Below are 24301 nucleotides of genomic sequence, written 5' to 3'. Positions count from 1 at the left end.
GGGGGACAGGAGGCACGGCACCGGAGGAGCGATGGCGGCAGCGGTACGCGTGCGCGCCGTCGCGTCGTGGTTGCTGCGGCACGTCAAGGCGATCCTGCACTGGCTGCTGGTGTTCGCGGCGCTCGGCTACATCGCATGGGAGCTCCCGGACCTGCTCAGGGAGGTTCGGGAGGCCGGGCACGAGCTGGCGCAGCTGCGCTCCGGCTGGCTGCTCGTGGCGGTGGGGCTCGCGGTGTCGGCGCTCGTGCTCTACGGCGAGATGCACCGCTGGTTGCTGCTGATCGGACGCCACCCCGTGCCGGGCCGGACGATCCAGGCCATCACCTTCGCCGAGAACGCCATCCAGAACACCGTCCCGGTCGTCGGCGGGGCCGGGGCGCTCGCGTACTCGATCTCCCGGCTGCGGAGGCGGGGAATCGACGCGGCGCTGGCGTCCTGGGCCGTGGTCCTGCCGGGGGCGCTCTCCACCGTGGTGCTGCTGGTCGTCGGGCTGCTCGTGATCGGGGTGGCCGGCTGGATGCCGGTGTGGTTCGCGACGGTCGTCGCGGCCGCGGTCGCCGTGGGGACGATGGGGCTGTGGTCGGTGCTGACGCACGCGCAGGTCCTGCACCGGGTCCTGCTCGGCCTCGTGCACGTCTGGCGGCGGGTCCCGGGCACCTGCCGGTCCTGCCGTGCCGGTTGGGCCGGCATGCCGGAGGCCACGGCGAACCGGCTCGCCCAGCGCATCGGCATCCTGCACCCGACGCCGCTGCAGTGGCTCGTGCTCATCGTGGTCGCAGGGGCCAGCTGGGCGGCCGACTACCTCGCGCTGCACACGTGCGCCACCGCGCTGGACCTGGGCGCCACGTGGACGACCCTGGCGCTCGGCTTCCTCGTCGTCCAGCTCAGCATCGCGCTGCAGGTGCTGCCCGGCGGTGCCGGGCTGGCCGAGACCGGGCTGCTCGGCGTGCTGCTCGCCTCGGGCGCCCCGCCGGCGCCCGCCGCCGCGACCGTGCTGGTGTACCGGCTGATCACCTGGCTGGGGCTGTCCGTGGCCGGGTGGATCGTCTACGCCGCGCAGATCCACCTCACCCCGGCGCACGGCCACCGGCACCGGGCCGGCGGTGCCGAGGACGAGCCGGAACTGCCGCCGGGCACGGTGCGCGGCACCTGGTAGGGGTCAGTCCGCGACCACACGCACGAGCGCGGCCGCCTCCTTCGCGCGTGCCCGGGCCGTGGCGACGTCGTCGGCCGCGGCGACCACGACGCCCATCCGCCGCGTCGCGTGGCTCTCGGGCTTGCCGAAGAGCCGGACGTCGGTCCCGGGGACGGCCAGGGCGGCATCGACCCCCTCGAACGCGACGGCCTTGGCGTCGACGCCGCCGTAGATCACCGCGGACGCGCCCGGCGAGCGCAGGTCGACCGCGACCGGCAGGCCCAGCACGGCGCGGGCGTGCAGCTCGAACTCCGACAACCGCTGGGTCGCCAACGTGACCAGGCCGGTGTCGTGCGGCCGCGGCGAGACCTCCGAGAACAGCACCTCGTCGCCGCGCACGAACAGCTCCACGCCGAAGATCCCACGGCCGCCGAGGGCCCCGGTGATGCGGTCGGCGACCTCCCGGGCGCCGGCGAGCGCCGCCGCCGACATCGCCTGCGGCTGCCAGGACTCGACGTAGTCGCCGTCGCGCTGGAGGTGCCCGATGGGGGCGCAGAACCGGGTGCCCTCGGTCCCGCGCACCGTGAGCTGGGTGATCTCGTAGTCGAAGTCGACGAAACCCTCGACGATGACCCGGGTGCCCGCCACGCGGCCGCCCGCCAGGGCGTACTCCCACGCGGGCTCGAGGTCGTCCGCCGAGCGCAGCACGGACTGGCCCTTGCCCGACGACGACATGACCGGCTTGAGCACACACGGGTAGCCGATGCCGCCCCCCGTGTCGCCCCCGGCGCGGTTCCCGGGGCCCTCGATCGCCGCGCGCACCTCGTCGAGGGAGTCCGCGAAGGCGTAGGGCGAGGTGGGCAGGCCGAGCTCCTCGGCGGCGAGCCGCCGGATGCCCTCGCGGTCCATCGTCAGCCGGGTGGCGCGGGCGGTGGGGACGATCGTGGCGGTGCCGGCCTCCTCGACGGCCAGCAGCGCGCTCGTCGCGATCGCCTCGATCTCCGGGATGACGTAGTGCGGCCGCTCCTGCTCGATCAGCGCCGTGAGCGCGACCGGGTCGGTCATGTCGATCGTGTGGGCGCGGTGCGCGACCTGGTGGCCGGGCGCGTCCGGGTACCGGTCGACCGCCACGACCTCGACGCCGAGCCGCTGGAAGGCGATGACGACCTCCTTCCCGAGCTCGCCCGCGCCGAGCAGCATGACGCGGGTCGCGGAGGGGGCGAGCGGGGTGCCGATGCGCATGCGGCCAGCTTAAATACCGCGGAGATCGGCACCCCGGCCGCTCACGCGTCGGCCGGTTCGCCCTGGTGAGCCTTGCGCATCGCCTCGACGTCCGGCTTCCCGAACTGGGACAGCATGGCCTGCATCGTCCGGTTGGCCGCCGCGGTGTCGGGGTCCTTCATCCACTCCTCGGCCTCGAGGGACACGACCTGCCAGGACACGCCGAACCGGTCCTTCAGCCAGCCACACGGCTGGGGCTGGCCGCCGTCGATCAGCGCGTCCCAGTAGTGGTCGATCTCCTCGGTGGTCTCGCACGGCACCACGAACGAGACCGCCTCGGTGTGCGGGAACTGCGGCCCGCCGTTGAGCCCGGCGAAGTCCCGCCCGTCCAGGGTGAAGTACACGATCATGACCTCGCCGGCCGGTCCGGGCGCGCCCTCCGGGTAGTACTGGATCTCGGTGATCTCCGAGTTCGGGAACACGGAGGTGTAGAACTCGGCGGCCGGCTGCGCCTGGCCGTCGAACCACAGGCAGGTGGCGATCTGCTTCATGGGGGTCTCCTCGTGCTCGGGTCGCGGTGTTCCTTCTCCGGCGCAGGGGAGACCGGGCCCTCCGGCACGAACTCATCGGCTCACCGCGAGTGCCGTGGAATCATCGGCTAGAGTGCCGAGGTGACCGCGGATTCCCTGGACGACACGGACTGGCGCCTGCTGGAAGCACTGCAGCGTGACGGGCGGGCGAGCTACGCCGACCTCGGCCGGCTGGTCGGGCTCTCGCCCAGCGCGGTCACCGAGCGGGTGCGCCGGCTCGAGGAGAGCGGTGTGATCACCGGCTACGGCTGCGAGGTCGACCCCGAGAAGCTGGGACTGGCGATCATGGCGCTGGTCCGGCTCCGCCACCCGAGGGGCAACGACGCGCCCCTGCGCGACCTGCTCGCCACCACCCCCGAGATCATCGAGGCCCACCACGTGACGGGGGAGGACTGCCTCGTGCTCACGGTCCGCACCCGCACGGTGCGCCACCTCGAGGAGGTCACCGGGCGGGTGGCCGGGCTGGGCGGGGTCACCACGAGCGTCGTCTACTCGAGCCCGGTGCCGCGCCGCTCGGTCGTCGCCGGCGCGGTCCACGCCCGCGCCGCCGCGGCCGCCCGCTCACCCCGCCGCCCCTGAGCCGCATCATGGAACCATAGTGCGCTCAGCCAGGCTCCTGAGTCGCATCATGGAACCATAGTGCGCGGATCCGAGCCCTGAGGACGCGTTGTGGAACCATCATGCGATCAGTGGTCGAGCAGGGCGAGGAGGGTGCCTGGTTTCACGGTGGTGGCGCCGACGGCGTGGAGGAGCCGGGTGAGCTGGCGGTCCGCGGTCACCACGCACACGTCCTCGTCCCGTTCGCCGAGGTCGTGGGCGAGCTCGACCATCGCCGAGTCGCCGTCCGCGGGGGCGAGCAGCACGTCGAGGTCCTCGGGGAGCTCCGCCCGCTTCGCGGCGCCCTCCAGCACCAGCAGGACCCGGTCACCGAGCGAGGTGAGCGACCCGGCCCGGCCGGCCTCGGCCAGCTGGGCGGCGAGCCTGCCCGCCGCGCCCGCGCGGTCCCGCCACCAGCCGTCCGGCCGGGAGCCGACGACGTTGGCGCCGTCGACGACCAGCAGGCGCGCACGTCCTCCCGGGCGGGGCGGACCGGGCGAGCGGCGGGTCACGGGTTGCGGAGGTCCGGGGGCAGCTTGGCCGCAGCGGCCCGGTCCACGAGCCACCGGGTGCGGAGCCGGCCGCGGGCGCCCGCCACCGGGAGCGCGACCTCGCCCGCTCCGCCGAGGGCCATGCTGACCGCGGCGGCCTTCTCCTCACCGGCCGTGACGATCCAGACCTCCTGCGAGGTCCGGATGGCCGGGAGCGACAGCGAGACCCGGGTCGGCGGGGGCTTGGGGCAGTTGTACACCGGGATCACGGTCCGCTCGGTCTCGTGGACCGCCGGCGACTCCGGGAAGACCGACGCGGTGTGCCCCTCGCCGCCCATCCCCAGCAGCATGATCTCGAACGCGGGCACCTCCCCGTGGTCCTCGGGGCGCGCCTTGCGGGCGAGCAGGTCCGCGTACTCCGCTGCCGCCTCGTCGGCCCCGGACGGCCCCGTGCCCACGTCGGCCCCCATCGGGAAGACCAGCGAGGGGTCGACGTCGACGTGGTCGAGCAGGGCCTCGCGGGCCTGGGTCTCGTTGCGCTCCGGGTCGCCCGCGGGGAGGAAGCGCTCGTCGCCCCAGTAGAACTCGACGCGCGACCAGTCCACGGCCGCCCGCGCGGGCGAGTCCCGGATGTGCTCCAGGAGCGCGATGCCCACCCCGCCGCCGGTCAGCACCAGCCGCGGGATGTTCCCCGTGGCCTGCAGGTCGACGAGCCGGGTGACCAGCCTCGCCGCCGTGGCCGCCGCCAGCACCTCGGCATCGGAGTGGATCGTGATCTCGGGGGTGGCGCCGGGGCTCACACCTGCACCGCCGTCCGGCCGCGGGAGACGGCGTCGACCCCCGCGAGGGCCTCGCCGTACGTGTCGTCCGGGTCGAGCCGGCGCAGCTCCTCGGCGAGGCAGTCCGGCACCCCGCGCCGGGCCAGCGCGATCAGCCGGTCCGGCTGGCCGGGCTGGGAGAGCGTGGCCGTCTTGCCGTCCGGCCGGATCAGCTCGATCGGGCCCGACGCGCGGGTCAACCGGACCAGTGACATGCCCTCGCCCCGCGAGGCGGGGGAGCGCTTGACCTTCACCCCGAGCCGGGTGGCCAGCCACCCCGCGAGCAGGTCGGTCGACGGGGAGACCTGCTCGCCCGCGACCAGGCCGCCCGTGACCTCGTCGTGCGGCGGGAAGTCCAACGCCGCGGCCAGGAGCGCGCGCCACTGGGTGAGCCGGGTCCAGGTGAGGTCGGTGTCGCCGGCGACGTGGTGCGCCCGGCGCTGCTCGAACGCCTTCACCGGGTTCCGCGAGGACAGCGCGTCCGTGATCCGCCGCTGCGCGAGCTGGCCGATCGGGTCCTCGGAGGGGACCGCGGGCGCGTCCTCCGGCCACCACGCGACGACCGGGGCGTCGGGCAGCAGCAGCGGCGTGACCATGCCGGCCCCCGCGTCGCCGCCGGCCAGCGCGCCGTAGCCGCGCAGCACGATCACCTCGCTGGCGCCGGCGTCGCCGCCGACGCGGATCTGTGCGTCGAGCCGGGCGGCGGCCTTGCGCTGGCCGCGGGCCAGCACGATCACCCGGCAGGGGTGCTCCCGGCTGGCGGTGTTCGCGGCCTCGATGGCGCTCTCGATCGCGGAACCGTCGTCCGTGACCACCACGAGCGTGAGCACCCGGCCGAGGGCGAGCACGCCGCCGCGCTCGCGCAGCTCGACGAGCTTCTTGTTGACCGTCGAGGTGGTGCTCGACGGCAGGTCGACGATCATCCGGGACTCCTTACGGCCGGCGCCAGGTGCGGCCGGTGCGGGCGAGCATCTCGTTGGCCTGCTCCGGGCCCCAGCTCCCGGCGGAGTAGGGCGGCGGGCCCTCCGGCAGCGAGTGCCAGTAGTCGATCACCGGGTCGAGGATCTCCCAGGACCGCTCGACCTCGTCGTTCACCGGGAACAGCGAGGGCTCGCCGAGCAGCACGTCGAGGATCAGCCGCTCGTAGGCCTCGGGGGAGGCCTCGGTGAACGCGGTGCCGTAGCCGAAGTCCATGGTGACGTCCCGGACCTCCATCTGGCTGCCCGGCACCTTCGACCCGAACCGCATGGTCACGCCTTCGTCCGGCTGGACCCGGATGACCAGTGCGTTCTGCCCCAGCTCCTCGGTCATCGTGGAGTCGAACGGCAGGTGGGGCGCCCGCTTGAAGATCACCGCGATCTCGGTGACCCGGCGGCCCAGGCGCTTGCCCGTGCGCAGGTAGAACGGCACGCCCGCCCAGCGCCGGTTCTCGATCTCACAGGTGATCGCCGCGAAGGTCTCGGTGGTGGAGTTCGGGTCGTAGCCCTCCTCCTCCTTGAGCCCGGGCACCAGCTCGCCGCCCTGCCAGCCGCCCGCGTACTGGCCGCGCGCGGTGGTCTCCGACAGCGGCTGCACCAGCTTGGTGGCGTTGAGGACCTTGATCTTCTCGCTGCGCAGCTCGTCGGAGGAGAAGGAGGTCGGCTCCTCCATCGCGGTGAACGCGAGCAGCTGCAGCAGGTGGTTCTGGATGACGTCGCGGGCCGCACCGATGCCGTCGTAGTACCCCGCGCGCCCGCCCAGGCCGATGTCCTCGGCCATGGTGACCTGCACGTGGTCGACGTAGTGGCTGTTCCAGATCGGCTCGAACAGCTGGTTGGCGAAGCGCAGCGCCAGGACGTTCTGCACCGTCTCCTTGCCGAGGTAGTGGTCGATCCGGAAGACCGAGTCCTCGGGGAAGACGTCGTTGACGATCGAGTTGAGCTCCCGGGCCGACTCCAGGTCGTGGCCGAAGGGCTTCTCGATGACGACCCGGCGCCACTGGTCGGCGTTCTGCGCGGACAGCCCCGACCGGGCCAGCTGCTTGCACACCACCGGGAACGCCGACGGCGGGATCGACAGGTAGAAGGCGTGGTTGCCGCCGGTGCCGCGGACCCGGTCGAGGTCCCGCACGGTCTGCTCGAGCCGGTCGAACGCGTCGTCGTCGCCGAACGTGCCCTGCACGAACCGGAAGCCCTCGGCCAGCCGGTCCCACACCTCCTGCCGGAACGGGGTGCGCGCGTGCGCCTTGACCGCCTCGTGGACGACCTGGCCGAAGTCCTGGTCGTCCCAGTCCCGGCGGGCGAACCCGGTGAGGGCGAAGCCCGGCGGGAGCAGCCCGCGGTTGGCCAGGTCGTAGATGGCCGGCATCAGCTTCTTGCGCGACAGGTCACCGGTCACCCCGAAGATCACGAGCCCGCACGGGCCGGCGATGCGCGGCAGCCGCTTGTCGCGCGGGTCCCGCAGCGGGTTCACCCAGCTCGCGGTGTGTGCGGGGATGCCCTTGGTCCCGCTGGTCATGACTCGCTCCGTCTCTCGGGGTCGGTCGGTCGGCTCGCGGAGTCGGTCCCGGGGCCCCGGCGCACAGCCTGGACCGCGTGGGCGAGCGAGACGAGCCCGGCCACCCGGTCGGTGAGGTGCAGCCGCAGCACGGGGACACCCCGGGCCGCGACGTCGGCCGCCACGCTGCCCGCCTCGGTCAGCGCCAGACTAGTCAGGGCGGGCCCGGGGTCGGGCGCGAGATCATCCGGCGCGTCCCCCGTGACCAGGCACAGGGCACCCGGTCGGGGGTCGTCGCGCCGGAACGGCGTCAGCACGCCGCGGTCCCGCGGCCCCCAGCCGAACGTCACCGGCACGCCGGCACGCCGGGCCAGCTCGCCGCGCAGCACGGCGACCGACGCGTCGTCGGCCGGGTCCAGCCAGACCGACACGGCCAGGTGCCCGCCCGGCGGCACCGCGTCGACCAGGGCCCGCAGCGCGGCGCCCGGCCCCTCGGCCGCCGCGTCCGAGAGCGCGGCCGCCGAGTGGACGTCGACGAGGCCGTCCGAGCCGCGCCGCACGAGGGGTTCCGGGTCGCCCGCCGGCGACGCGGCGGCGGGCGCCTCGGGGCCGAACGCCTCGCCGGCGAGCAGGCGGGCCGCGGCGGCCGCCGCGTACTGCCAGAGGAGCAGCTCGGCGCCCAGCGGCCCGCCGGTGCGGACGACCTCGCCCGTGAGATCCAGGACCTCGTCGCCGTCACCCTCGTCGTCACCCTCGTCGGCGCCCTCGCCGCTCCGGTCCCCGGCTCCGGCGTCGAGATCGCCGGCGCCCACCCCGGTGACCTCGGCGAGCACCGCGTCGACGGTGGGGTCGACCTCCGCCGCACCCCCGCCGAGCAGCTCGGACAGGTCGTCGGGTGCGGCGTCGGGATGCCGGGCGACGCCGGGGGCCAGCACGGGGCCGGGCGGCAGGCCGTCGGGGTCGCCGGGGTCGACGAGCACGGGCGAGGCCCCGGCGGCGCCGACGAGCGCCGCGACCCAGTCCGCCAACGCGGGCGGCCCCGCGGCGGGATCGAGCCGCACGGCGCCCGCCCCGACGGCGACCAGCATGCCGGCGAGCTCCAGGGCCGGGTTCTCCGGCTCGTCGGTGGTGAGCAGCTCGGCCACGGCCCGGGCGTCGTCGAGCACCTCCGCGATCGGGGCCCCGGCCAGGCCCGCGGGCACCAGCCCGGGGGCACCGAGGACCGACCACGCGCCGGGGACGTCCCGCTCGGTCGTGATCACGACGGACCCGGCGGCGCGCGCGCTCTCGTCCAGCGGGGACCCCGCCTCGGTGAGCACGACCGTCCGCTCGGCCGCGCGGCGCGGTCCGACCTCCTCGGCGACGGCGGCGGCGAGCAGCTCGTGCACCGCGGCGACCCAGCCGGTGTCGCCGGCCGGGTCGGCGACGACCAGCACCGTCCCGCTCAGGTCGGTCGCCAGCGCGTGCGAGACGGCCCCGGGGTCGGGGGAGTCGAGCACCCGCAGCAGGCCGGACTCCCCGGCGAGCACCTGTGCGCCGAGGGTCCAGCGCGAGTCACCGACGAGCAGCACGCGCGCGGCGCCCTCGACCCGGAAGGCCTCGCGCAGCGCGTCGACCTGCCCGACGAGCGGGCGGGAGGTGCGCGGCAACGCCGCCCAGCCGAGGCCGTCGGCGGCGGCGGGGCCCCACGCGGACGGGTCGGCATCGGTGATCCGGGACGCGACGACGTCCGTGGCCAGTTCGGCGGCGACCCGCCGCGCCGCACGGGCGAGCGGGCCGGTGCCCGGACGGGAACCGCCGCCGAGCTCCACGATGGGCAGCCCGGCGGCGGGTTCTGAGCTCACGGGGGCGAGCCTCCTGGGATCGATCTGCTCCGCCGCGTGCTACTTCGCGGCGTCGAGCTGCTCCTGCACCGACTCCTGCAGCTCGGACCAGGACTTCTCGAACTTGTCGACGCCCTCGTTCTCCAGCGTGAGGAACACGTCGGTGACGTCGACGCCGACGCGCTCGAGGTCGTCGAACACCCGCTGCGCGTCGGCGGCGGTGCCGGTGACCTTGTCGCCGTCGACCTCGCCGTGGTCGGCGAAGGCGTGCAGGGTCTTCTCCGGCATCGTGTTGACCACGTTGGGGACCACGAGCTCGGTCACGTACATCGTGTCCGCGTACTCGGGGTTCTTCACGCCGGTCGAGGCCCACAGCGGCCGCTGGCGGCGGGCGCCCTCGGCCTCGAGCGCGGCCCAGCGGTCCGAGCCGAAGACCTCCTCGTAGGCGGCGAAGGCCAGCCGCGAGTTCGCGACGCCCGCCTTGCCCTTGAGCGCCTTCGCCTCGTCCGTGCCGATCGCGTCGAGCCGGCCGTCGATCTCGGTGTCCACCCGGGAGACGAAGAACGAGGCGACCGAGGCGATCCGGGAGAGTTCCTGGCCGTTCTTCGCGGCCTGCTCCAGGCCGGCCAGGAAGGCCTCCATCACGGCCTTGTACCGCTCGACCGAGAAGATCAGCGTCACGTTCACGCTCACGCCCTCGGACAGGGCACGGGTGATCGCCGGCAGGCCGGGCTCGGTGGCGGGGATCTTGACCAGCAGGTTCGGCCGGTCGACGGCCTTCCACAGGTCCAGCGCCTGGGCCACGGTGGCGTCGGTGTCGCGCGCCAGCGTCGGGTCGACCTCGAGCGACACGCGCCCGTCGATCCCCTGGGTGGCCTCCCAGGTGCCGCTGAACACGTCGCAGGCCTGCTGGACGTCGGACACGGTGATCTCGCGGATCGCGGCGGCGACGTCCGCGCCGCGGCCCGCCAGCTCGTTCACCTGGCTGTTGTAGGAGGCGCTGTCCTTGAGCGCGGCCGCGAAGATCGTCGGGTTGGTGGTGACGCCGACGACGCTCCAGTCGCTGATCAGCTCGGCGAGGTTGCCGGAGGTGATCCGCTCCCGGGACAGGTCGTCGAGCCAGATCGACACGCCCGCCTGGGACAGCGCGGCGAGCCGTTCGTGGGTGCTCATTGCCGGTACTCCTTCTTCCGGTGGCGGGTTCAGGACTTGCCGAGGCTCGCCCGGGCCGCGTCGACGACGGCCTCCGGCGTGAAGCCGAACTTCTCGAACAGGGTGGCCTGGTCGGCGCTGGCACCGTAGTGCTCGATCGAGACGATCCGCCCGGCGTCGCCGACGAACCGGTACCACGGCATGGCGATGCCGGCCTCGACCGCGACGCGCGCCGTCACCGACGGCGGCAGCACGGAGTCGCGGTACGTGGCGTCCTGCGCGTCGAACCACTCCACACAGGGCATCGACACCACCCGGGTGGCAACGCCGTCGGCCTCCAGCGTCTTCCGGGCCGCGACCGCGAGCTGCACCTCGGATCCGGTGGCGATCAGCACGACCTGCGGGTCGCCGTTCGAGGCGTCGGCAAGCACGTAGCCGCCCTTCTTGACGCCCTCGTACGAGGTGCCCTCGAGGGTCGGGACGTTCTGCCGGGTGAGGGCCATGCCCACCGGGCCGTCCTGCCACTCGAGGGTGGCCCGCCAGCCGGCGGCCGTCTCGTTGGCGTCGGCGGGACGCAGCACCGAGAGGTTCGGGATCGCCCGCAGCGCGGCCAGGTGCTCGATCGGCTGGTGGGTGGGCCCGTCCTCGCCGAGCCCGATGGAGTCGTGCGTCCACACGAAGATCGCCGCGGTCTTCATCAGCGAGCCGAGCCGGACCGCGGGCCGCATGTAGTCGCTGAACTGCAGGAACGTGCCGCCGTACGGGCGGGTCGGGCCGTGCAGGGCGATGCCGTTGAGGATCGCGCCCATCGCGTGCTCGCGCACGCCGAAGTGCAGCGTGCGGCCGTAGGGCTCGGCGTTCCACATCTTCGTGGCCGCGCTCTTGGGCCCGAACGAGTCCGCGCCCTCCATCGTGGTGTTGTTGCTCTCGGCCAGGTCGGCCGAGCCGCCCCAGAGCTCGGGCAGCACCGGGGCGAGCGTCTTGAGCACCTCGCCCGACGCCTTGCGGGTGGCGAGGCCCTTCGAGTCCGGCTCCCAGGTGGGCAGCGCGTCCGCCCAGCCCTCGGGCAGCGCGTTGGCCAGCAGCCGGTCGAACAGCTGCTTGCGCTCCGGCTCACGCATCGCCCAGTCGTCGAACGTGGTACGCCACCGATCGATCGCCCCGCCCTGCCGCTCGCCGACGGAGCGGGTGTGCGCGAGCACCTCGGGCTCGATCTGGAAGCTCTTCTCCGGGTCGAAGCCGAGGATCTTCTTGACCTCGGCGACCTCGTCGGCGCCCAGCGCGGAGCCGTGCGCCTTGCCGGTGTTCATCTTGGTGGGCGCCGGGTAGCCGATGACCGTCCGGAGCAGGATGAACGACGGCCGGCCGGTCTCGGCCTTGGCGTTCTCGATCGCCTCGAGGATGCCGGTGACGTTCTCGCCGCCGTCGACGACCTGGACGTGCCAGCCGTAGGCCTCGTAGCGCTTCGCGGTGTCCTCGGACAGCGCGATGGTCGTGTCGTCCTCGATGGAGATCTTGTTGTCGTCGTAGAAGACGACGAGGTTGCCCAGCTCCTGGCGCCCCGCGAGGGACGACGCCTCGCTGGTCACGCCCTCCTCGATGTCCCCGTCGGAGGCGATGACGTAGATGAAGTGGTCGAACGGCGAGGCGCCCTCGGGGGTGTCCGGGTCGAACAGGCCGCGCTCGCGCCGCGCCGCGATCGCCATCCCGACCGCGGAGGACAGGCCCTGGCCGAGCGGCCCCGTCGTCATCTCGACGCCGTTGGGGGTGGCCTCCAGCTCCGGGTGGCCCGGGGTCTTGGAGCCCCAGGTCCGCAGTGCCGCCAGGTCCTCCATCTCCATGCCGTAGCCGGCGAGGAAGAGCTGGATGTACAGGGTGAGGCTGGAATGGCCCGCGGACAGCACGAAGCGGTCCCGCCCGACCCAGCCCGGGTCGCTCGGGTCGTGCCGCATGACACGCTGGTAGAGGCAGTAGGCGAGGGGGGCGAGGCTCATCGCGGTGCCCGGGTGGCCGCTGCCGCACTTCTGCACGGCGTCGGCGGCGAGCACGCGGATCGTGTCGACGGCGCGCTTGTCCAGATCGGACCAGTCGTCCGGGACGTGCGCCTGGGTCAGTGCCTCGATCTCGGACTCCGTTACAGACACGCCTGAAGCTCCTGTCCTCGTGGGTGGGACGCCGACCTACCCGGCGGGGGCCGTCTCCATGCCTCGTGCCCATGCCCCGGGTCCACCACGACGTCGGCGGCGCGGACCGGTCGGCGCGTCCGGCTCGACCCCGACTCTATCGACCCCGGACTCTAGCGGCCGGGCACCGGACGTCGCCCGATCCGCTCGTCGATCGGACACCCACGGGACTACCCCGCCCCGCCGGCCCGCATTCCACCGGTTAGCATCGACGCGTTGTAGAAGTCGGTCCGTGGGTCGAGCGTGCGACACGGGCCGGTGGACGCGGCACCCACCACAGTCCGTCGGCGAGCGAGGTACCAACTGGTGAGCGCACCCGTCTCACACCGGGGAGCGGCCGACAGGCCCGACCGGACGGGACCCCCGGGGTCGGCGGGCGCACCCGCTCGCGGGCGGCTCGCGCGGTGGCGGGAGACGGTGCGGGCCTATCTGGGGCTCACCAAGACGCGGATCATCGAGCAGCTGCTCGTGGTCACGGTGCCGGCGATGATCCTCGCCGAACGGGCGATCCCGTCCGTGTGGCTGATCCTCGCCACCCTCGTCGGCGGGGCGATGGCCGCGGCCAGCGCGCACGCCCTCAACTGCGTGGCCGACGCGGACATCGACGCCAAGATGAAGCGCACGTCACGGCGGCCCACCGCCCGCGGCGAGGTGCCCCGGCGCAACGCGCTGATCTTCGGCCTGGTGCTCGGGGCGCTGTCGGCGGCCTGGTTGTGGGCCACGACGAACCTGCTGTCCGCGGTGCTGTCGGTGGCCGCGATCGCCTTCTACGTGCTGGTCTACACGCTGGTGCTCAAGCGGCGGACCTCGCAGAACATCGTGTGGGGCGGCGCCGCCGGCTGCATGCCGGTGGTCATCGGCTGGTCCGCGGTCACCGGCACGGTCGGCTGGCCGGCCCTGGTGATGTTCGGCGTGATCTTCTTCTGGACGCCGCCGCACTTCTGGGCGCTGGCCATGAAGTACCGGGACGACTACGCGGCCGCCGAGGTGCCGATGCTGCCGGTCGTGGCCACGCCGCGGCAGGTGTCGGTCCGGATCGTCGCCTACTCCTGGGTGATGGCGGCCTGGAGCTTCCTGCTGCTGCCCGTCACGTCCTGGATCTACACGGCGTTCGCCCTGGTGGGCGGGGTCTACTTCGTGGTCATGGCGCACCGGCTGCACGCCGGGGTGAAGGCGGGCCGGGAGGTGGCGCCGATGCGGTTGTTCCACCTGTCCAACCTCTACCTCTGCGGTCTCTTCCTGGCCATCGCCGTCGACGCCGCGATCGGCCTGCCCACCGTCCTCTAGCGGCCCCGCCGTCCGTGCGTGGTCGGTGGTGCTCCGAGCACCGCCGACCACGCACGGGCACGCGTCAGCGCAGCAGGTCGGGCGTCTGCCAGGGCTCGCCGAGGACGTGGTGGGCGAGGAAGGCATGGACCGTCTCGTACCAGATCACGGCGTGCTGCGGCGTGAGCACCCAGTGGTTCTCGTCCGGGAAGTACAGGAACCGGTGCGGATTCGCGGCCGGGTCGGTCACGCGGGACTGCAGGTCCCACCACAGCCGCAGGCCCTCGCCGATCGGCACCCGGTAGTCCTTGTCGCCGTGGATCACCAGCATCGGCGTGGTGATCGCGTCGGCGTGCCGGTGGGGGCTGTTCTCCGCGGCCATCTCCGCCGTCATCTCGGTGAGCCAGTAGTCCGCGAAGTCCGTGGTCGGGCCGAACTGGTCGAGCGCCCAGAGACTCGCGTGCGTGACGACCGCCCGGAAGCGGTCGGTGTGCCCGGCGATCCAGTTGGCCATGTAGCCGCCGAAGGAGCCCCCCATGGCCGCGGTGCGCGAGGCGTCGACCTCGGGCAGCGTCTCCGCGGCGTCGGTGAGCGCCATCAGGTCGGTGTAGGGCGGACCGCCCCACGCGCCCCAGCCGCGCTGCACGAACGCCTGGCCGTAACCGGTGGACAACGCGGGGTCGGGCAGCAGCACGGCGTACCCCCGGGCCGCCATCAACCACGGGTTCCACCGCCACTGCCAGGCGTTCCAGCTGTTCAGCGGGCCACCGTGCACCCACAGCAGCAGTGGGACGGGGTCCGTCGACGTCGCCGACGCGGGCAGCACCAGCCACGCGCGCAGCGGCCCGCCGTCCTCGGCGGTCGTCGTGACCTCGGTGAGCGTGCCCGGCAGCGCCGGTGGCTCGGCCGGACCGGGCAGCGCGGTGGGCTGCTGGCCGGGGGTGTGGGCGTCGAGCCGAACCGGCGCCGGCGGGCTGTCCACCGCCGAGCGCAGCGCGTAGACGTGGCCGCCGTCGGGCGCGACGACCGGATCGGTGTAGGCGCCGTGGTCGCCGGTCAAACGGGTGACCGAACCCGAGCCGGTCTCGATCCGGAACAGCGGGCCGCGGCCCTGCTCGTCGGCCACCACGACCAGTGCGGACGAGTCCGGCGTCCAGGCCAGGTCCACCGGCCAGCGGTCCCAGTCGCCGGCGAGCTCGCGGGGCCCTCGGTCGGGCCCGTCGCCGGCGAGCGGCACGAGCACCAGGGTCGGGCGGGGGGCGCGGTCGGGCGTCGAGCGGCGCGTGCGGACGGCGGCGACGGTCCGGCCGTCGGGGCTGACCCGCGGGGAGCCGTAGTCGTGGTCGGCGTCGTCGAGCAGCGTGCGGCGCTCCCCGGTCGCCGTGTCGAACGCGACCACGACCGCGCGGGAGACGCCGTGGCCGTCGGACACGGTCCACCCGCTGACAGCGGTCCGCCCGTCGGGCGCGATGTCCGCCGTGGTGTCCACGAGCGCGCGGCCCGGTGCCGGGGTGAGGTCGGTCCACGGCTCGCCGGGGCGGGCGGTCAGCAGGCGGGCCTCGTCGGGCCCCAGGTCGTGGTCCCAGAACCGGACCGGGTAGCCCGCGTGCAGGATCGCCGAGATCTTGTTCTCGCGGCGTGCCCGGCGCCGGGCGGCGTCGTCCTCGCCGGTCACGGCGCCGGGCAGGGTCGCCGAGGTCACGAGCAGCGTGCCCGCCTCGCGGGCGACGTGCGGGGCGGAGATCCCGCCGGGCCGGGTCCGGACGACGTGGGCCTCGCCGCCACCGGCCGGCAGCGACCACAGGGCCGCGGCCTCCGGGGCGTCGGGGGCCGCGTCGGGGTCGGCGCGGGCGGAGACGAAGAGGAGGTCGCCCGCCGGGGTGAAGACCGGTGCGGACTCGCCCGTGGCGCCGCGCGTGAGCCGGCGGGCCGGTGCCTCACCGTTCGGGTCGATCTCCCAGAGCGCGGGGCGCCACGCCGTCCGCTCGCGGTCCAGGGCCGCCACGGTGGTGACGAGCCGGGACCCGTCGGGGGAGAGGGCGAGCCCGGCGAGGCGGGGGAGCGCGACGAACGCCTGCAGGTCGTCGGTGAGGGGGGTGGCGGACGGGTCCGTGAGGGGATCGGGCACGTGCCATACCTACACCGTCCCCCTCCGTCGGGAGGGGAGGGTTCCGCGGCCCTGCGGTGTCGGCACGGACAATGGGCGGGCAGGAGCGGGACGTGACACGGCGGAGGGGACTCGGGTGGGACCAGTGACCGCGGCGGCCGGGAGGGCGGCACGGCCGGTGACGAGCAATGCTGGGCCTGGGCCTGGGCCTGGGGCTGGGCCTGGGGCTGGGCCTGGGCGCGGCACGGTGGTCGCGACGTTCTTCCTGGTCCTCTACGTGGCGATCTCGCTGCCCTGATCGGTGTCGGCGCGGCGGCACGGGCCTTCGGGCTGGTTCCGGCCGGCGTGGTGTTCTCCGGGATCGTGGCGGCGCTGGCGCTGGTCGCGCTGGTGCTGACCGTCCGGGCGAGCCGCCGGGCGGCGTGAGCTCCCGCTCGCCGCCCGTCGGGCGAGGGCCGCCGCCGGTCAGCGGCTCGCGGCGAGCGTGGGCTCCGAGGAGGCCGGCGACGCGACCGGCGACGGGGCGGGTGCGCGGTGGCTGGTGGCCGTCCACACGGCCGCGGCGGCGGCGGTGGTCAGCGCCGCACCGAGGACGTGCAGGGCCACCAGCACCTCGGGGACACCGAGCGCGTACTGGACCCCGCCCAGCGCGCCCTGGGCCAGCACGACGGTGACGAGCACGGCGTAGCGGCGCTTCAGCCGGGCGTCGGCACCGGCCGTCCACAGCGCGAAGCCGAGGCCGACGAGCAGGCCGAGGTAGGCGAACAGCAGGTCCGCGTGCAGCTGGGCCAGCACGGGCACGCCGATGCCCAGGCGCGGGGTGGCCGCGTCGCCCGCGTGCGGGCCCGCGGCCGTCACGAGCGTGCCGGCGACCAGCAGCGCGCCGAGCACCACGCTGGCGACCAGGGTGAGCATCCGGACGGGCCGCGGGACGGTCCGCGTCACCGGGCCGCCGCCCGTGGCCTCGTCGACCAGCTCGACGGCCAGCCACACCAGGATCGTCGAGGCCAGGAAGTGCGGCATCACGCTCCACCACACCAGGCCCGCGAGCACCGTGAACCCGCCGATGACGGCCTGTGCGACCACCCCGAGCGGCATGGCGAGCGCCAGCCAGGTGAGCCGGCGGCGGCGGGGCCGCACGTTCAGCGCGGCGAGGAGGGTCAACCCGGCCACGACCACGAGGAACACCGACAGCAGCCGGTTGCCGAACTCGACCCACTGGGTGAGCGGCGCGATCTCGGGGTGCGGTTCGGGGACGAGCGAGCCGGGGAAGCAGTTCGGCCAGGTGGGGCAGCCCAGGCCGGAGCCGGTCACCCGGACCACGGCGCCGGTGACCATGATCCCGGCCTGCCCGAGGAGCGACAGGATCGCCAGCCGCCGCATCCACCGCGGGGACGTCGCCGGCACGCGCCGCAGGAGGTTCACACTACAGATGGTAGAAGATGCGGCTCAGCGCAGGCGGACGGCCTTCACCGCCACCCCGCCGGCCACGACGGCCCACCCGACCAGCACCAGCACCGGGCCGATCCCCGGGGCGGTCCCGGCCACGAGCGGCGCACGCAGCCCCTCGGCCAGGGCGCCCGACGGCAGGGCGGCGGCCACCGCGGCGATCCCGCCGGGCAGCTGGTCGAGCGGGATCACGATGCCGCCGCCGAGCAGCAGCACGAACCACACGAGGTTGGCCACGGCCAGCACGATGTCGGCCCGCAGCGTGCCGCCGAGCAGGATCCCGAGGGCACCGAACGCCGCGCAGCCGAGCAGCAGCATCAGCAGGGCCCAGCCCAGACCGGCCGCGCCGGGCCGCCAGCCGAGGAACGCCGCGACGGCGCCGAGGATCACCAGCTGCACCACGACGACGGCCAGGACGGCCGCGAGCCGCCCGGCGACCAGCAGCCAGCGGGGGAGTGCGGTGGCGGCGAGCCGCCGGATCACGCCGTAGCGACGGTCGAAGCCCAGCGCGATGGCCTGGCTGGTGAAGGCCGTCGACATCACGGCGAGGGCCAGCACGGCCGGTACCACCGACGCCACCCGCGGCTCGGGCAGCGGGACCACCCGCAGCACGGTGAGCCCGACGAGCAGCACGACGGGGATGAGCAGGGTGAGCAGCACCTGCTCGCCGTTGCGCAGCGCCAACCGGGTCTCGGTGGCCGCCTGGACCAGCAGCATCCGGCCGAGCCGGCCCCGGCCCGGCGCCGGGGTGAAGGTCCCGGGCGCGAAGAGTTCGTTCACGACCGCAGCTCCCGTCCGGTCAGGTCCAGGAAGACGTCCTCGAGGCTGCGCCGGGCGACCTGGACGTCGTCGGCGAGGGCACCCTGGCCCGCACACCAGCCGGTGATCGCGGACAGGACGTGCGGGTCGATGCGCCCGCGGACGACGTAGCGCCCCGCGACCGTCTCGGCCGCGCGGTAGCCCGCGGGCAGTGCGGCGGCGAGGGCCGCGACATCCATCCCCGTGCGGGCGCGGAACCGCAGCTCCTGCTCGTCGCCGCCGGCGGTGAGCTCCGCCGGGCTGCCGGCCGCGACGACCGCGCCACGGTCGACGATGACGACCTCGTCGGCGAGCGCCTCGGCCTCTTCCATCAGGTGCGTGGTCAGCAGCACCGCGACCCCGTCCCGGCGCAGCGCGGAGACGAGCTCCCACACGACCCGGCGGGCCTGCGGGTCCAGGCCCGCGGTCGGCTCGTCGAGCACCACCAGCTCGGGCCGTCCGACGATGGCGCACGCGAGCGCGAGCCGCTGCTGCTGGCCGCCGGAGAGCCGCTTGTAGGGGGTGCGGGTGGCGCCTGCGAGCCCCAGCACGTCGATCAGCCAGGTGGGGTCGAGCGGGTTCGCGGCACAGGCGGCGACGAGCCGCAGCATCTCGCCGGCCTTGACCCCGGGGTAGGCGCCGCCGCCCTGCGGCATGATGCCGATCCGCGCGCGCAGCGCGTCAGGGGCGCCCGCCGGGTCGAGCCCGAGCACCCGGACCTCGCCCGAGTCGGCGCGCAGGAAACCGGTGCAGACCTCGATGGTGGTCGTCTTGCCGGCGCCGTTCGGGCCGAGCAGCGCGAGGACCGTGCCGCGGCGCAGCGTCAGGTCGAGTCCCGCGACGGCGGTCGTGGCGCCGAAGCGCTTGACCAGCCCACGTACGGACACGGCGGTGGCCGCAGGCACCTCCGCGGCGGGCGCGGCGGCGTCCGAGGCGGCCTCGTCCGACCGGGCCGACGGGGGGATCTGCACAGCGGTCGAGTCTAGGCAGGGGTCCGGGAGGCGGGCGCGGCGCCCGGATCCCGGGCCGCCTCGCGGCGCAGCGCGTGCCGGACCAGCGCCAGCCCGACGAGCAGGATCACCGCACCCGCCACGATCCCGAACGGGAGCTGGTAGGCGCGGAAGCTGAAGTCGGCCCCGGTGGGCGGGACCATCACGGCGATCACCGCCGACGCGGCCAGCGCGACCCGCCGGTAGCGCGGCATCCCCCGGGTGGCGGCGAGCGGGATCGCGGCCCACAGCAGGTACCAGGGGTGCACCACCGGCCCCAGGAGCACCACGGCACCCAGGCCGGCACCCACGCCCGTCACCGGGTCGACCCGGCCCCGCAGGCACAGCCACAGCAGCCAGCCGCAGGCCGCCGCCGCGGCGAGACCGCCCAGCCCGCGGGTGAGGGTGAGGGTGGTGTCGGTGTGGTCGCCGAGCCCGGCGAGGATGCCGATCTGCCCCGACAGCTGGCCCAGGTCGGTGGACAGCGACATCCAGCTGCGGATGGTGTTGGCCGTGCCCTGCGTGGACACCCAGCCGAAGCCCAGGCCGGTGCCGAGGCCGATGGCGGCGTAGACCGCGACGGCCACCCCGGTGAGGGCGGCGGCCGCGGCCACGACGTCCCAGGCCCGGCCGCCCCACCGCCGGGCGAGGTCCGTCCCGAGGAACCCGAGCGCGAGCAGCGCGGGCAGCTTCACCGAGGCGCCCAGCGTGATCAGCACCGCCCCCGCGACCCAGCGCGGCCACGGGACGGCTTCCTCCCGGTCGCCGAGCGCCAGGTGCAGGCCCGCCAGCAGCAGGCCGAGCATCAGCGCCTCGTTGTGGATGCCGCTGACCAGGTGGAACAGCACCAGTGGGTTGGCCGCACCGAGCCACAGCGCGAGCCCCGGTTCGACGCCGCAGCGGCGGGCCAGCTTCGGCAGCGCCCAGAGGACCAGGGCGACGCCGCCCAGTGCCAGCATCCGGTGGGCCAGGACGCCGAACACGACGTCGTTGCCGGTCAGCGCGGTGATCCCACGCCCCACGACGAGGAACAGCGGCCCGTACGGCGCCGGCGTGTCCCGCCAGATGGTCGGGATCGTGCGGGTCAGCGGGTCGTCGACGCCGAGCGCCTGTGCGGGTCCGAGGACGTACGGGTCCAGCCCCCGGGCGACGATCGCCGACTGGGCGAGGTAGCTGTAGACGTCCTTGGAGAACATCGGCGGCGCGAGCGCCAGCGGCAACGCCCACAGGATCCCGGCGCGGCCGAGCGAGAGCCGGTCCGGCGCGGGCGGCACCGCCCCGCGCGCCGAGAGCATCCGCCCGATCCACAGCCAGGCGAGCACGAGCATGCCCATGCCCGCGTAGGTCAGGGCGAGGGCGAGGGTGGCGTTGCGGGCGGGAAGCCCGATCAGCCGCAGGCCGTTGAGCGGATTGGGGACGGGCAGCGCCCCGGCGCCCAGGGCGCCGACGGCCATGAGCAGGGCCCCGGCCAGCCCGAGCCGCCGGGCGAGCCGGGCCGGATCGGCCGCGACGGCCCGGTCCACCGGCGGTGACCCGGTGGGGTCCAGGGCGGGGGCGGCCATGCCCGCGAGCGTATCGACCGGCCGCACGGCGGCCGTCCGGAGCCGGGATCCCGCACTGCGGGCGGCTCCGTACGGGCCGACGAACGGCGCCCGTCCGGCGGTGGTGGTGAGTCCGGTCACCCCCCGGGGGGCCGCCTTTGCCGACGCGGGGCATATACGCAACACTGGTGTTGTGAAAACAGCCGGACCGAGCATCGCGACCCGGGCGCCTCAGGCGTCCGCCGTCGCCGTGCCCGGCGCACCGGCGGGGCACCCGGGGTCCGTTCCCGCTCAGCACGAGGGCCGGACGCGGCTCGCCGTCGCCCGGCTCCTGCTGGAGCAGGGGCCCGTGACGGCCGCGGAGGTCGCCGCCGAGCTGGAGCTCTCGGCCGCCGCCGTGCGCCGGCACCTGGACGCCCTGATCGCCGACGGCGAGGCGGAGACCCGGGACGCGCCGCGCCGTACCCGGCGCTCGCGCGGCCGTCCGGCCAGGCACTTCCTGCTCACCGACGCGGGCCGGGTCCGCTTCGGGCACGGGTACGACGACCTGGCCACCTCGGCGTTGCGGTTCCTCGCGGCACACGCGGGGGAGCAGGCCGTCGGCGAGTTCGCCCGGTCCCGGGTGCACGACCTGCTCGGCGGCGCCGAGGACGAGATCCACGCGGCGGGCTCGCCGGAGGAGCGGGCCGAGGCGCTCGCGCGGGTGCTCACCTCGCGCGGGTACGCCGCGGCGGCCCGCGAGGCCGGGCACGGCGTGCAGCTGTGCCAGCACCACTGCCCGGTGGCCCACGTCGCGGCCGAGTTCCCGGAGCTGTGCGAGGCCGAGACCGCGGCCTTCGCGGAGGTCCTCGGCACGCACGTGCAACGCTTGGCCACCATCGCGCGCGGCGACTCCGCGTGCACCACCCACGTCCCCACCGTGTTCCCGGAGGCTCCCGAACGCCTCCGTACCGGGCAGCGCCCGGGAGCGTTGGGACAGCAAGCGACCACCACGTCCCCGAGAGGGAGGCAGTCTTCATGACGACCACTCCTGAGGTGAAGCCAGGGCTCACGCAGGAGGAGACGCTCGCGACGCTCGGCCGGTACGACTTCGGCTGGTCGGACCCGGACGTCGCCGGCGCGTCCGCCCGTCGCGGCTTGTCCGCCGACGTGGTGGCCGACATCTCCCGCCTCAAGAACGAGCCGCAGTGGATGCTCGACTTCCGGCTCAAGGCGCTGGACCTGTTCGAGCGCAAGCCGATGCCGCGCTGGGGTTCCGACCTCTCCGGCATCGACTTCGACAACATCAAGTACTTCGTGCGGTCCACGGAGAAGCAGGCCTCCAACTGGGAGGACCTGCCCGAGGACATCAAGAACACCTACGACAAGCTGGGCATCCCGGAGGCCGAGAAGGCCCGCCTGGTCGCCGGCGTCGCCGCGCAGTACGAGTCGGAGGTCGTCTACCACCAGATCCGCGAGGACCTGGAGGAGCAGGGCGTCATCTTCCTGGACACCGACACGGGGCTGCGCGAGCACCCGGAGCTGTTCCGGGAGTACTTCGGCTCGGTGATCCCGAGCGGTGACAACAAGTTCTCGGCGCTGAACTCCGCCGTGTGGTCGGGCGGCTCGTTCATCTACGTGCCGCCGGGCGTGCACGTCGAGATCCCGCTGCAGGCCTACTTCCGGATCAACACCGAGAACATGGGCCAGTTCGAGCGGACGCTGATCATCGCGGACGAGGGCTCGTACGTGCACTACGTCGAGGGCTGCACCGCGCCGATCTACAAGTCGGACTCGCTGCACTCCGCGGTCGTCGAGATCGTCGTCAAGAAGAACGCCCGGGTCCGGTACACGACCATCCAGAACTGGTCGAACAACGTGTACAACCTGGTCACCAAGCGGGCCAAGGCCGAAGAGGGCGCCACCATGGAGTGGGTCGACGGCAACCTCGGTTCCAAGGTGACCATGAAGTACCCGGCCGTGATGCTGATGGGCGAGCACGCCAAGGGCGAGGTCCTGTCCATCGCGTTCGCCGGCGAGGGCCAGCACCAGGACGCGGGCGCGAAGATGACGCACCTGGCGCCCAACACGTCGTCGACGATCATCTCGAAGTCGGTCGCGCGCGGCGGCGGCCGGACCTCGTACCGCGGCCTGATCCGGGTCAACCCGCGGGCCAAGAACTCGAAGAGCACGGTCAAGTGCGACGCGCTGCTGGTCGACACGATCAGCCGCAGCGACACCTACCCGTACGTCGACATCCGCACGGACGACGTGCAGATGGGGCACGAGGCCACCGTCTCGAAGGTCTCGGACGACCAGCTCTTCTACCTGATGAGCCGCGGTCTCACCGAGGACGAGGCCATGGCGATGGTCGTGCGCGGGTTCGTCGAGCCCATCGCGCGCGAGCTCCCCATGGAGTACGCCCTCGAGCTGAACCGCCTGATCGAGCTGCAGATGGAGGGTTCCGTCGGATGACGACCCCGGAAGTCGCGGGGCTCGCCCCCGAGCTGGCCGGCGCGAAGGAGGGGCAGGGCGAGAAGCCCGTCCTCTCCGCCGGCGAGCGTTTCACCTCCTACGACGTCGACGCCTTCGAGGTGCCGGGCGGTCGTGAGGAGAACTGGCGGTTCACCCCGCTCAAGCGCCTCAAGGGCCTGCACGACGGCTCCGCGGACCTGAGCGGCACCGTGCGGGTCACCGTGACGGGGGCCGGGGCCGATTCGGTGACCGTCGAGACCGTCGGTCGGGACGACCCGCGGATCGGCGCGGGCGGCACCCCCGCGGACCGCGTGGCCGCCCAGGCCTGGAGCGCGTTCCGCGAGGCCACGATCGTCACGCTGGACGGCACCCCCGACCCGGTGACGATCGCGGTCGAGGGTCCGGGCGCCGGTGCGGCGGCCGCCGGGCACCTGCAGCTGCGCACCACCACGCACGCCGAGGCGACCGTGGTGCTCGAGCACCGCGGGTCGGGCGTGCTGGCGGACAACCTGGAGGTCGTGCTCGCCGACGCCTCCCGGCTGACGCTGGTGGTCACCGAGGAGTGGGCGGACGACGCGGTGCACGTGTCCGCGCAGCATCTGTCGATCGGGCGGGACGCGACCCTCAAGGTGGTGTCCGTGTCGCTCGGCGGGGACCTCGTCCGGGTCAGCCCCACGGTGACCTACCGGGCCCCGGGCGGCGACGTCGACCTCGTCGGGCTGGGCTACGCGGACGCCGGGCAGCACCTCGAGCAGCGCCTGCTGGTCGACCACGCGGTGCCGCACTGCACGTCCAACGTGCTCTACAAGAACGCCCTGCAGGGCAAGGAGGGCACGCCGGACGCGCACACCGTGTGGATCGGCGACGTGCTGATCCAGGCCGCGGCGGAGAACACCGAGACCTTCGAGTTCAACCGCAACCTGGTACTCACCGAGCACGCCCGCGCGGACTCGGTCCCGAACCTGGAGATCGAGACCGGCGAGATCGTCTCCGCCGGGCACGCTTCGGCGACCGGCCGGTTCGACGACGAGCAGCTGTTCTACCTGCAGAGCCGCGGCATCCCCGAGGACGCGGCCCGCCGGCTGGTCGTCCGGGCGTTCTTCGGCGAGATCCTGCAGCGCATCCCGAACACCACCCTCCCCGAGCTGCGTGAGCGGCTGGAGCAGGCCATCGAGGCCGAGCTCGCCGTGACCGGCGTCTGACCCACCACAG

20 protein-coding genes are annotated in these 24301 nt (G+C 74.1%); 6 read left to right on the top strand and 14 right to left on the bottom strand.

Annotated features, from left to right (window positions below; translation table 11 throughout):
* Window positions 1-31: 31 nt before the first annotated feature.
* The gene (locus tag ACL02T_RS14525; protein ID WP_412831221.1) at window positions 32-1156 is read left to right on the top strand and encodes a lysylphosphatidylglycerol synthase transmembrane domain-containing protein; all 1125 of its coding nucleotides are present in this window, start codon (window positions 32-34) and stop codon (window positions 1154-1156) included.
* A 3-nt stretch (window positions 1157-1159) separates the two neighbouring features.
* Here the strand turns inward: ACL02T_RS14525 and purT are convergent, their stop codons facing one another.
* Together purT and ACL02T_RS14515 are read right to left on the bottom strand one after the other, a co-directional pair.
* Complete coding sequence (gene purT, locus ACL02T_RS14520; RefSeq protein ID WP_412831220.1) at window positions 1160-2377, bottom strand: formate-dependent phosphoribosylglycinamide formyltransferase; 1218 nt, start codon at window positions 2375-2377, stop codon at window positions 1160-1162.
* A 41-nt stretch (window positions 2378-2418) separates the two neighbouring features.
* Window positions 2419-2907: a VOC family protein gene (locus tag ACL02T_RS14515; protein ID WP_412831219.1), complete on the bottom strand. Its 489-nt coding sequence runs from the start codon at window positions 2905-2907 to the stop codon at window positions 2419-2421.
* Between the two features lie 120 nt (window positions 2908-3027).
* Here ACL02T_RS14515 and ACL02T_RS14510 point away from each other — a divergent pair, with 120 nt between their 5' ends.
* Window positions 3028-3525, top strand: a complete 498-nt coding sequence (locus tag ACL02T_RS14510) for an Lrp/AsnC family transcriptional regulator (RefSeq protein ID WP_412831218.1) — start codon at window positions 3028-3030, stop codon at window positions 3523-3525.
* Between the two features lie 107 nt (window positions 3526-3632).
* Here the strand turns inward: ACL02T_RS14510 and ACL02T_RS14505 are convergent, their stop codons facing one another.
* The 7 genes from ACL02T_RS14505 to tkt are packed head-to-tail and all read right to left on the bottom strand — an operon-like array spanning window position 3633 to window position 12446.
* On the bottom strand, window positions 3633-4055 hold the full coding sequence (locus ACL02T_RS14505) for a hypothetical protein (protein WP_412831217.1): 423 nt from the start codon (window positions 4053-4055) through the stop codon (window positions 3633-3635).
* Window positions 4052-4834 carry a 6-phosphogluconolactonase gene (gene pgl, locus ACL02T_RS14500; RefSeq protein ID WP_412831216.1) on the bottom strand — a complete coding sequence of 261 codons (783 nt, stop codon included), beginning with the start codon at window positions 4832-4834 and terminating at the stop codon, window positions 4052-4054. Before pgl ends, ACL02T_RS14505 begins: the two co-directional genes overlap by 4 nt.
* Window positions 4831-5775, bottom strand: a complete 945-nt coding sequence (gene opcA / locus ACL02T_RS14495) for a glucose-6-phosphate dehydrogenase assembly protein OpcA (protein WP_412831215.1) — start codon at window positions 5773-5775, stop codon at window positions 4831-4833. Before opcA ends, pgl begins: the two co-directional genes overlap by 4 nt.
* A 10-nt stretch (window positions 5776-5785) precedes the next feature.
* On the bottom strand, window positions 5786-7348 hold the full coding sequence (gene zwf / locus ACL02T_RS14490) for a glucose-6-phosphate dehydrogenase (protein WP_412831214.1): 1563 nt from the start codon (window positions 7346-7348) through the stop codon (window positions 5786-5788).
* Entirely contained in the window at window positions 7345-9171 is a 1827-nt protein-coding gene (locus ACL02T_RS14485) for a hypothetical protein (RefSeq protein WP_412831213.1), read from the bottom strand. Before ACL02T_RS14485 ends, zwf begins: the two co-directional genes overlap by 4 nt.
* Window positions 9172-9210: 39 nt before the next feature.
* The gene (tal, locus tag ACL02T_RS14480) at window positions 9211-10323 is read right to left on the bottom strand and encodes a transaldolase (protein WP_412831212.1); all 1113 of its coding nucleotides are present in this window, start codon (window positions 10321-10323) and stop codon (window positions 9211-9213) included.
* A gap of 29 nt (window positions 10324-10352) precedes the next feature.
* A complete protein-coding gene (gene tkt / locus ACL02T_RS14475) occupies window positions 10353-12446 on the bottom strand; it encodes a transketolase (RefSeq protein ID WP_412831211.1) in 2094 nt (697 codons plus the stop codon).
* Window positions 12447-12902: 456 nt separating this feature from the next.
* Here tkt and ACL02T_RS14470 point away from each other — a divergent pair, with 456 nt between their 5' ends.
* Complete coding sequence (locus ACL02T_RS14470) at window positions 12903-13772, top strand: heme o synthase (protein ID WP_412831210.1); 870 nt, start codon at window positions 12903-12905, stop codon at window positions 13770-13772.
* A gap of 64 nt (window positions 13773-13836) precedes the next feature.
* On the opposite strand, the gene ACL02T_RS14465 is transcribed toward ACL02T_RS14470, so the two are convergent.
* The 5 genes from ACL02T_RS14465 to mptB form a co-directional block, all read right to left on the bottom strand.
* Window positions 13837-15879 (bottom strand): S9 family peptidase, encoded by a 2043-nt coding sequence (locus ACL02T_RS14465; RefSeq protein WP_412831209.1) that lies wholly within the window; start codon window positions 15877-15879, stop codon window positions 13837-13839.
* Between the two features lie 444 nt (window positions 15880-16323).
* The gene (locus ACL02T_RS14460; protein ID WP_412831208.1) at window positions 16324-17283 is read right to left on the bottom strand and encodes a COX15/CtaA family protein; all 960 of its coding nucleotides are present in this window, start codon (window positions 17281-17283) and stop codon (window positions 16324-16326) included.
* A gap of 24 nt (window positions 17284-17307) precedes the next feature.
* Window positions 17308-18024, bottom strand: coding sequence for an ABC transporter permease (locus ACL02T_RS14455; RefSeq protein WP_412831292.1), 717 nt, complete (start codon window positions 18022-18024; stop codon window positions 17308-17310).
* Between the two features lie 59 nt (window positions 18025-18083).
* Window positions 18084-19010 (bottom strand): ABC transporter ATP-binding protein, encoded by a 927-nt coding sequence (locus ACL02T_RS14450; protein ID WP_412831291.1) that lies wholly within the window; start codon window positions 19008-19010, stop codon window positions 18084-18086.
* Between the two features lie 77 nt (window positions 19011-19087).
* Window positions 19088-20656: a polyprenol phosphomannose-dependent alpha 1,6 mannosyltransferase MptB gene (gene mptB / locus ACL02T_RS14445; protein ID WP_412831207.1), complete on the bottom strand. Its 1569-nt coding sequence runs from the start codon at window positions 20654-20656 to the stop codon at window positions 19088-19090.
* A gap of 229 nt (window positions 20657-20885) precedes the next feature.
* On the opposite strand from mptB, the gene ACL02T_RS14440 reads away from it, so the two are divergent.
* The 3 genes from ACL02T_RS14440 to sufD are packed head-to-tail and all read left to right on the top strand — an operon-like array spanning window position 20886 to window position 24291.
* Window positions 20886-21656 carry a helix-turn-helix transcriptional regulator gene (locus ACL02T_RS14440; RefSeq protein WP_412831206.1) on the top strand — a complete coding sequence of 257 codons (771 nt, stop codon included), beginning with the start codon at window positions 20886-20888 and terminating at the stop codon, window positions 21654-21656.
* A complete protein-coding gene (sufB, locus tag ACL02T_RS14435; protein WP_412831205.1) occupies window positions 21653-23089 on the top strand; it encodes a Fe-S cluster assembly protein SufB in 1437 nt (478 codons plus the stop codon). Before ACL02T_RS14440 ends, sufB begins: the two co-directional genes overlap by 4 nt.
* The gene (gene sufD, locus ACL02T_RS14430; protein ID WP_412831204.1) at window positions 23086-24291 is read left to right on the top strand and encodes a Fe-S cluster assembly protein SufD; all 1206 of its coding nucleotides are present in this window, start codon (window positions 23086-23088) and stop codon (window positions 24289-24291) included. Before sufB ends, sufD begins: the two co-directional genes overlap by 4 nt.
* Window positions 24292-24301 lie beyond the last annotated feature (10 nt).

It is taken from the genome of Pseudonocardia oceanicola (assembly GCF_047200735.1).
Classification (GTDB): domain Bacteria; phylum Actinomycetota; class Actinomycetes; order Mycobacteriales; family Pseudonocardiaceae; genus Pseudonocardia.
The sequence above is the reverse complement of the archived record's forward strand: the minus strand, read 5'-3'. Positions and strand labels throughout refer to the sequence as shown.

Excerpts from the sequence above, each read along its gene's own strand:
- ACL02T_RS14525 (WP_412831221.1), top strand. The coding sequence starts at position 32 with ATGGCGGCAGCGGTACGCGTGCGCGCCGTCGCGTCGTGGTTGCTGCGG.
- purT (WP_412831220.1), bottom strand. The coding sequence starts at position 2,377 with ATGCGCATCGGCACCCCGCTCGCCCCCTCCGCGACCCGCGTCATGCTG.
- ACL02T_RS14515 (WP_412831219.1), bottom strand. The coding sequence starts at position 2,907 with ATGAAGCAGATCGCCACCTGCCTGTGGTTCGACGGCCAGGCGCAGCCG.
- opcA (WP_412831215.1), bottom strand. The coding sequence starts at position 5,775 with ATGATCGTCGACCTGCCGTCGAGCACCACCTCGACGGTCAACAAGAAG.
- zwf (WP_412831214.1), bottom strand. The coding sequence starts at position 7,348 with ATGACCAGCGGGACCAAGGGCATCCCCGCACACACCGCGAGCTGGGTG.
- tal (WP_412831212.1), bottom strand. The coding sequence starts at position 10,323 with ATGAGCACCCACGAACGGCTCGCCGCGCTGTCCCAGGCGGGCGTGTCG.
- ACL02T_RS14455 (WP_412831292.1), bottom strand. The coding sequence starts at position 18,024 with ATGCTGCTGGTCCAGGCGGCCACCGAGACCCGGTTGGCGCTGCGCAAC.
- mptB (WP_412831207.1), bottom strand. The coding sequence starts at position 20,656 with ATGGCCGCCCCCGCCCTGGACCCCACCGGGTCACCGCCGGTGGACCGG.
- sufB (WP_412831205.1), top strand. The coding sequence starts at position 21,653 with ATGACGACCACTCCTGAGGTGAAGCCAGGGCTCACGCAGGAGGAGACG.
- sufD (WP_412831204.1), top strand. The coding sequence starts at position 23,086 with ATGACGACCCCGGAAGTCGCGGGGCTCGCCCCCGAGCTGGCCGGCGCG.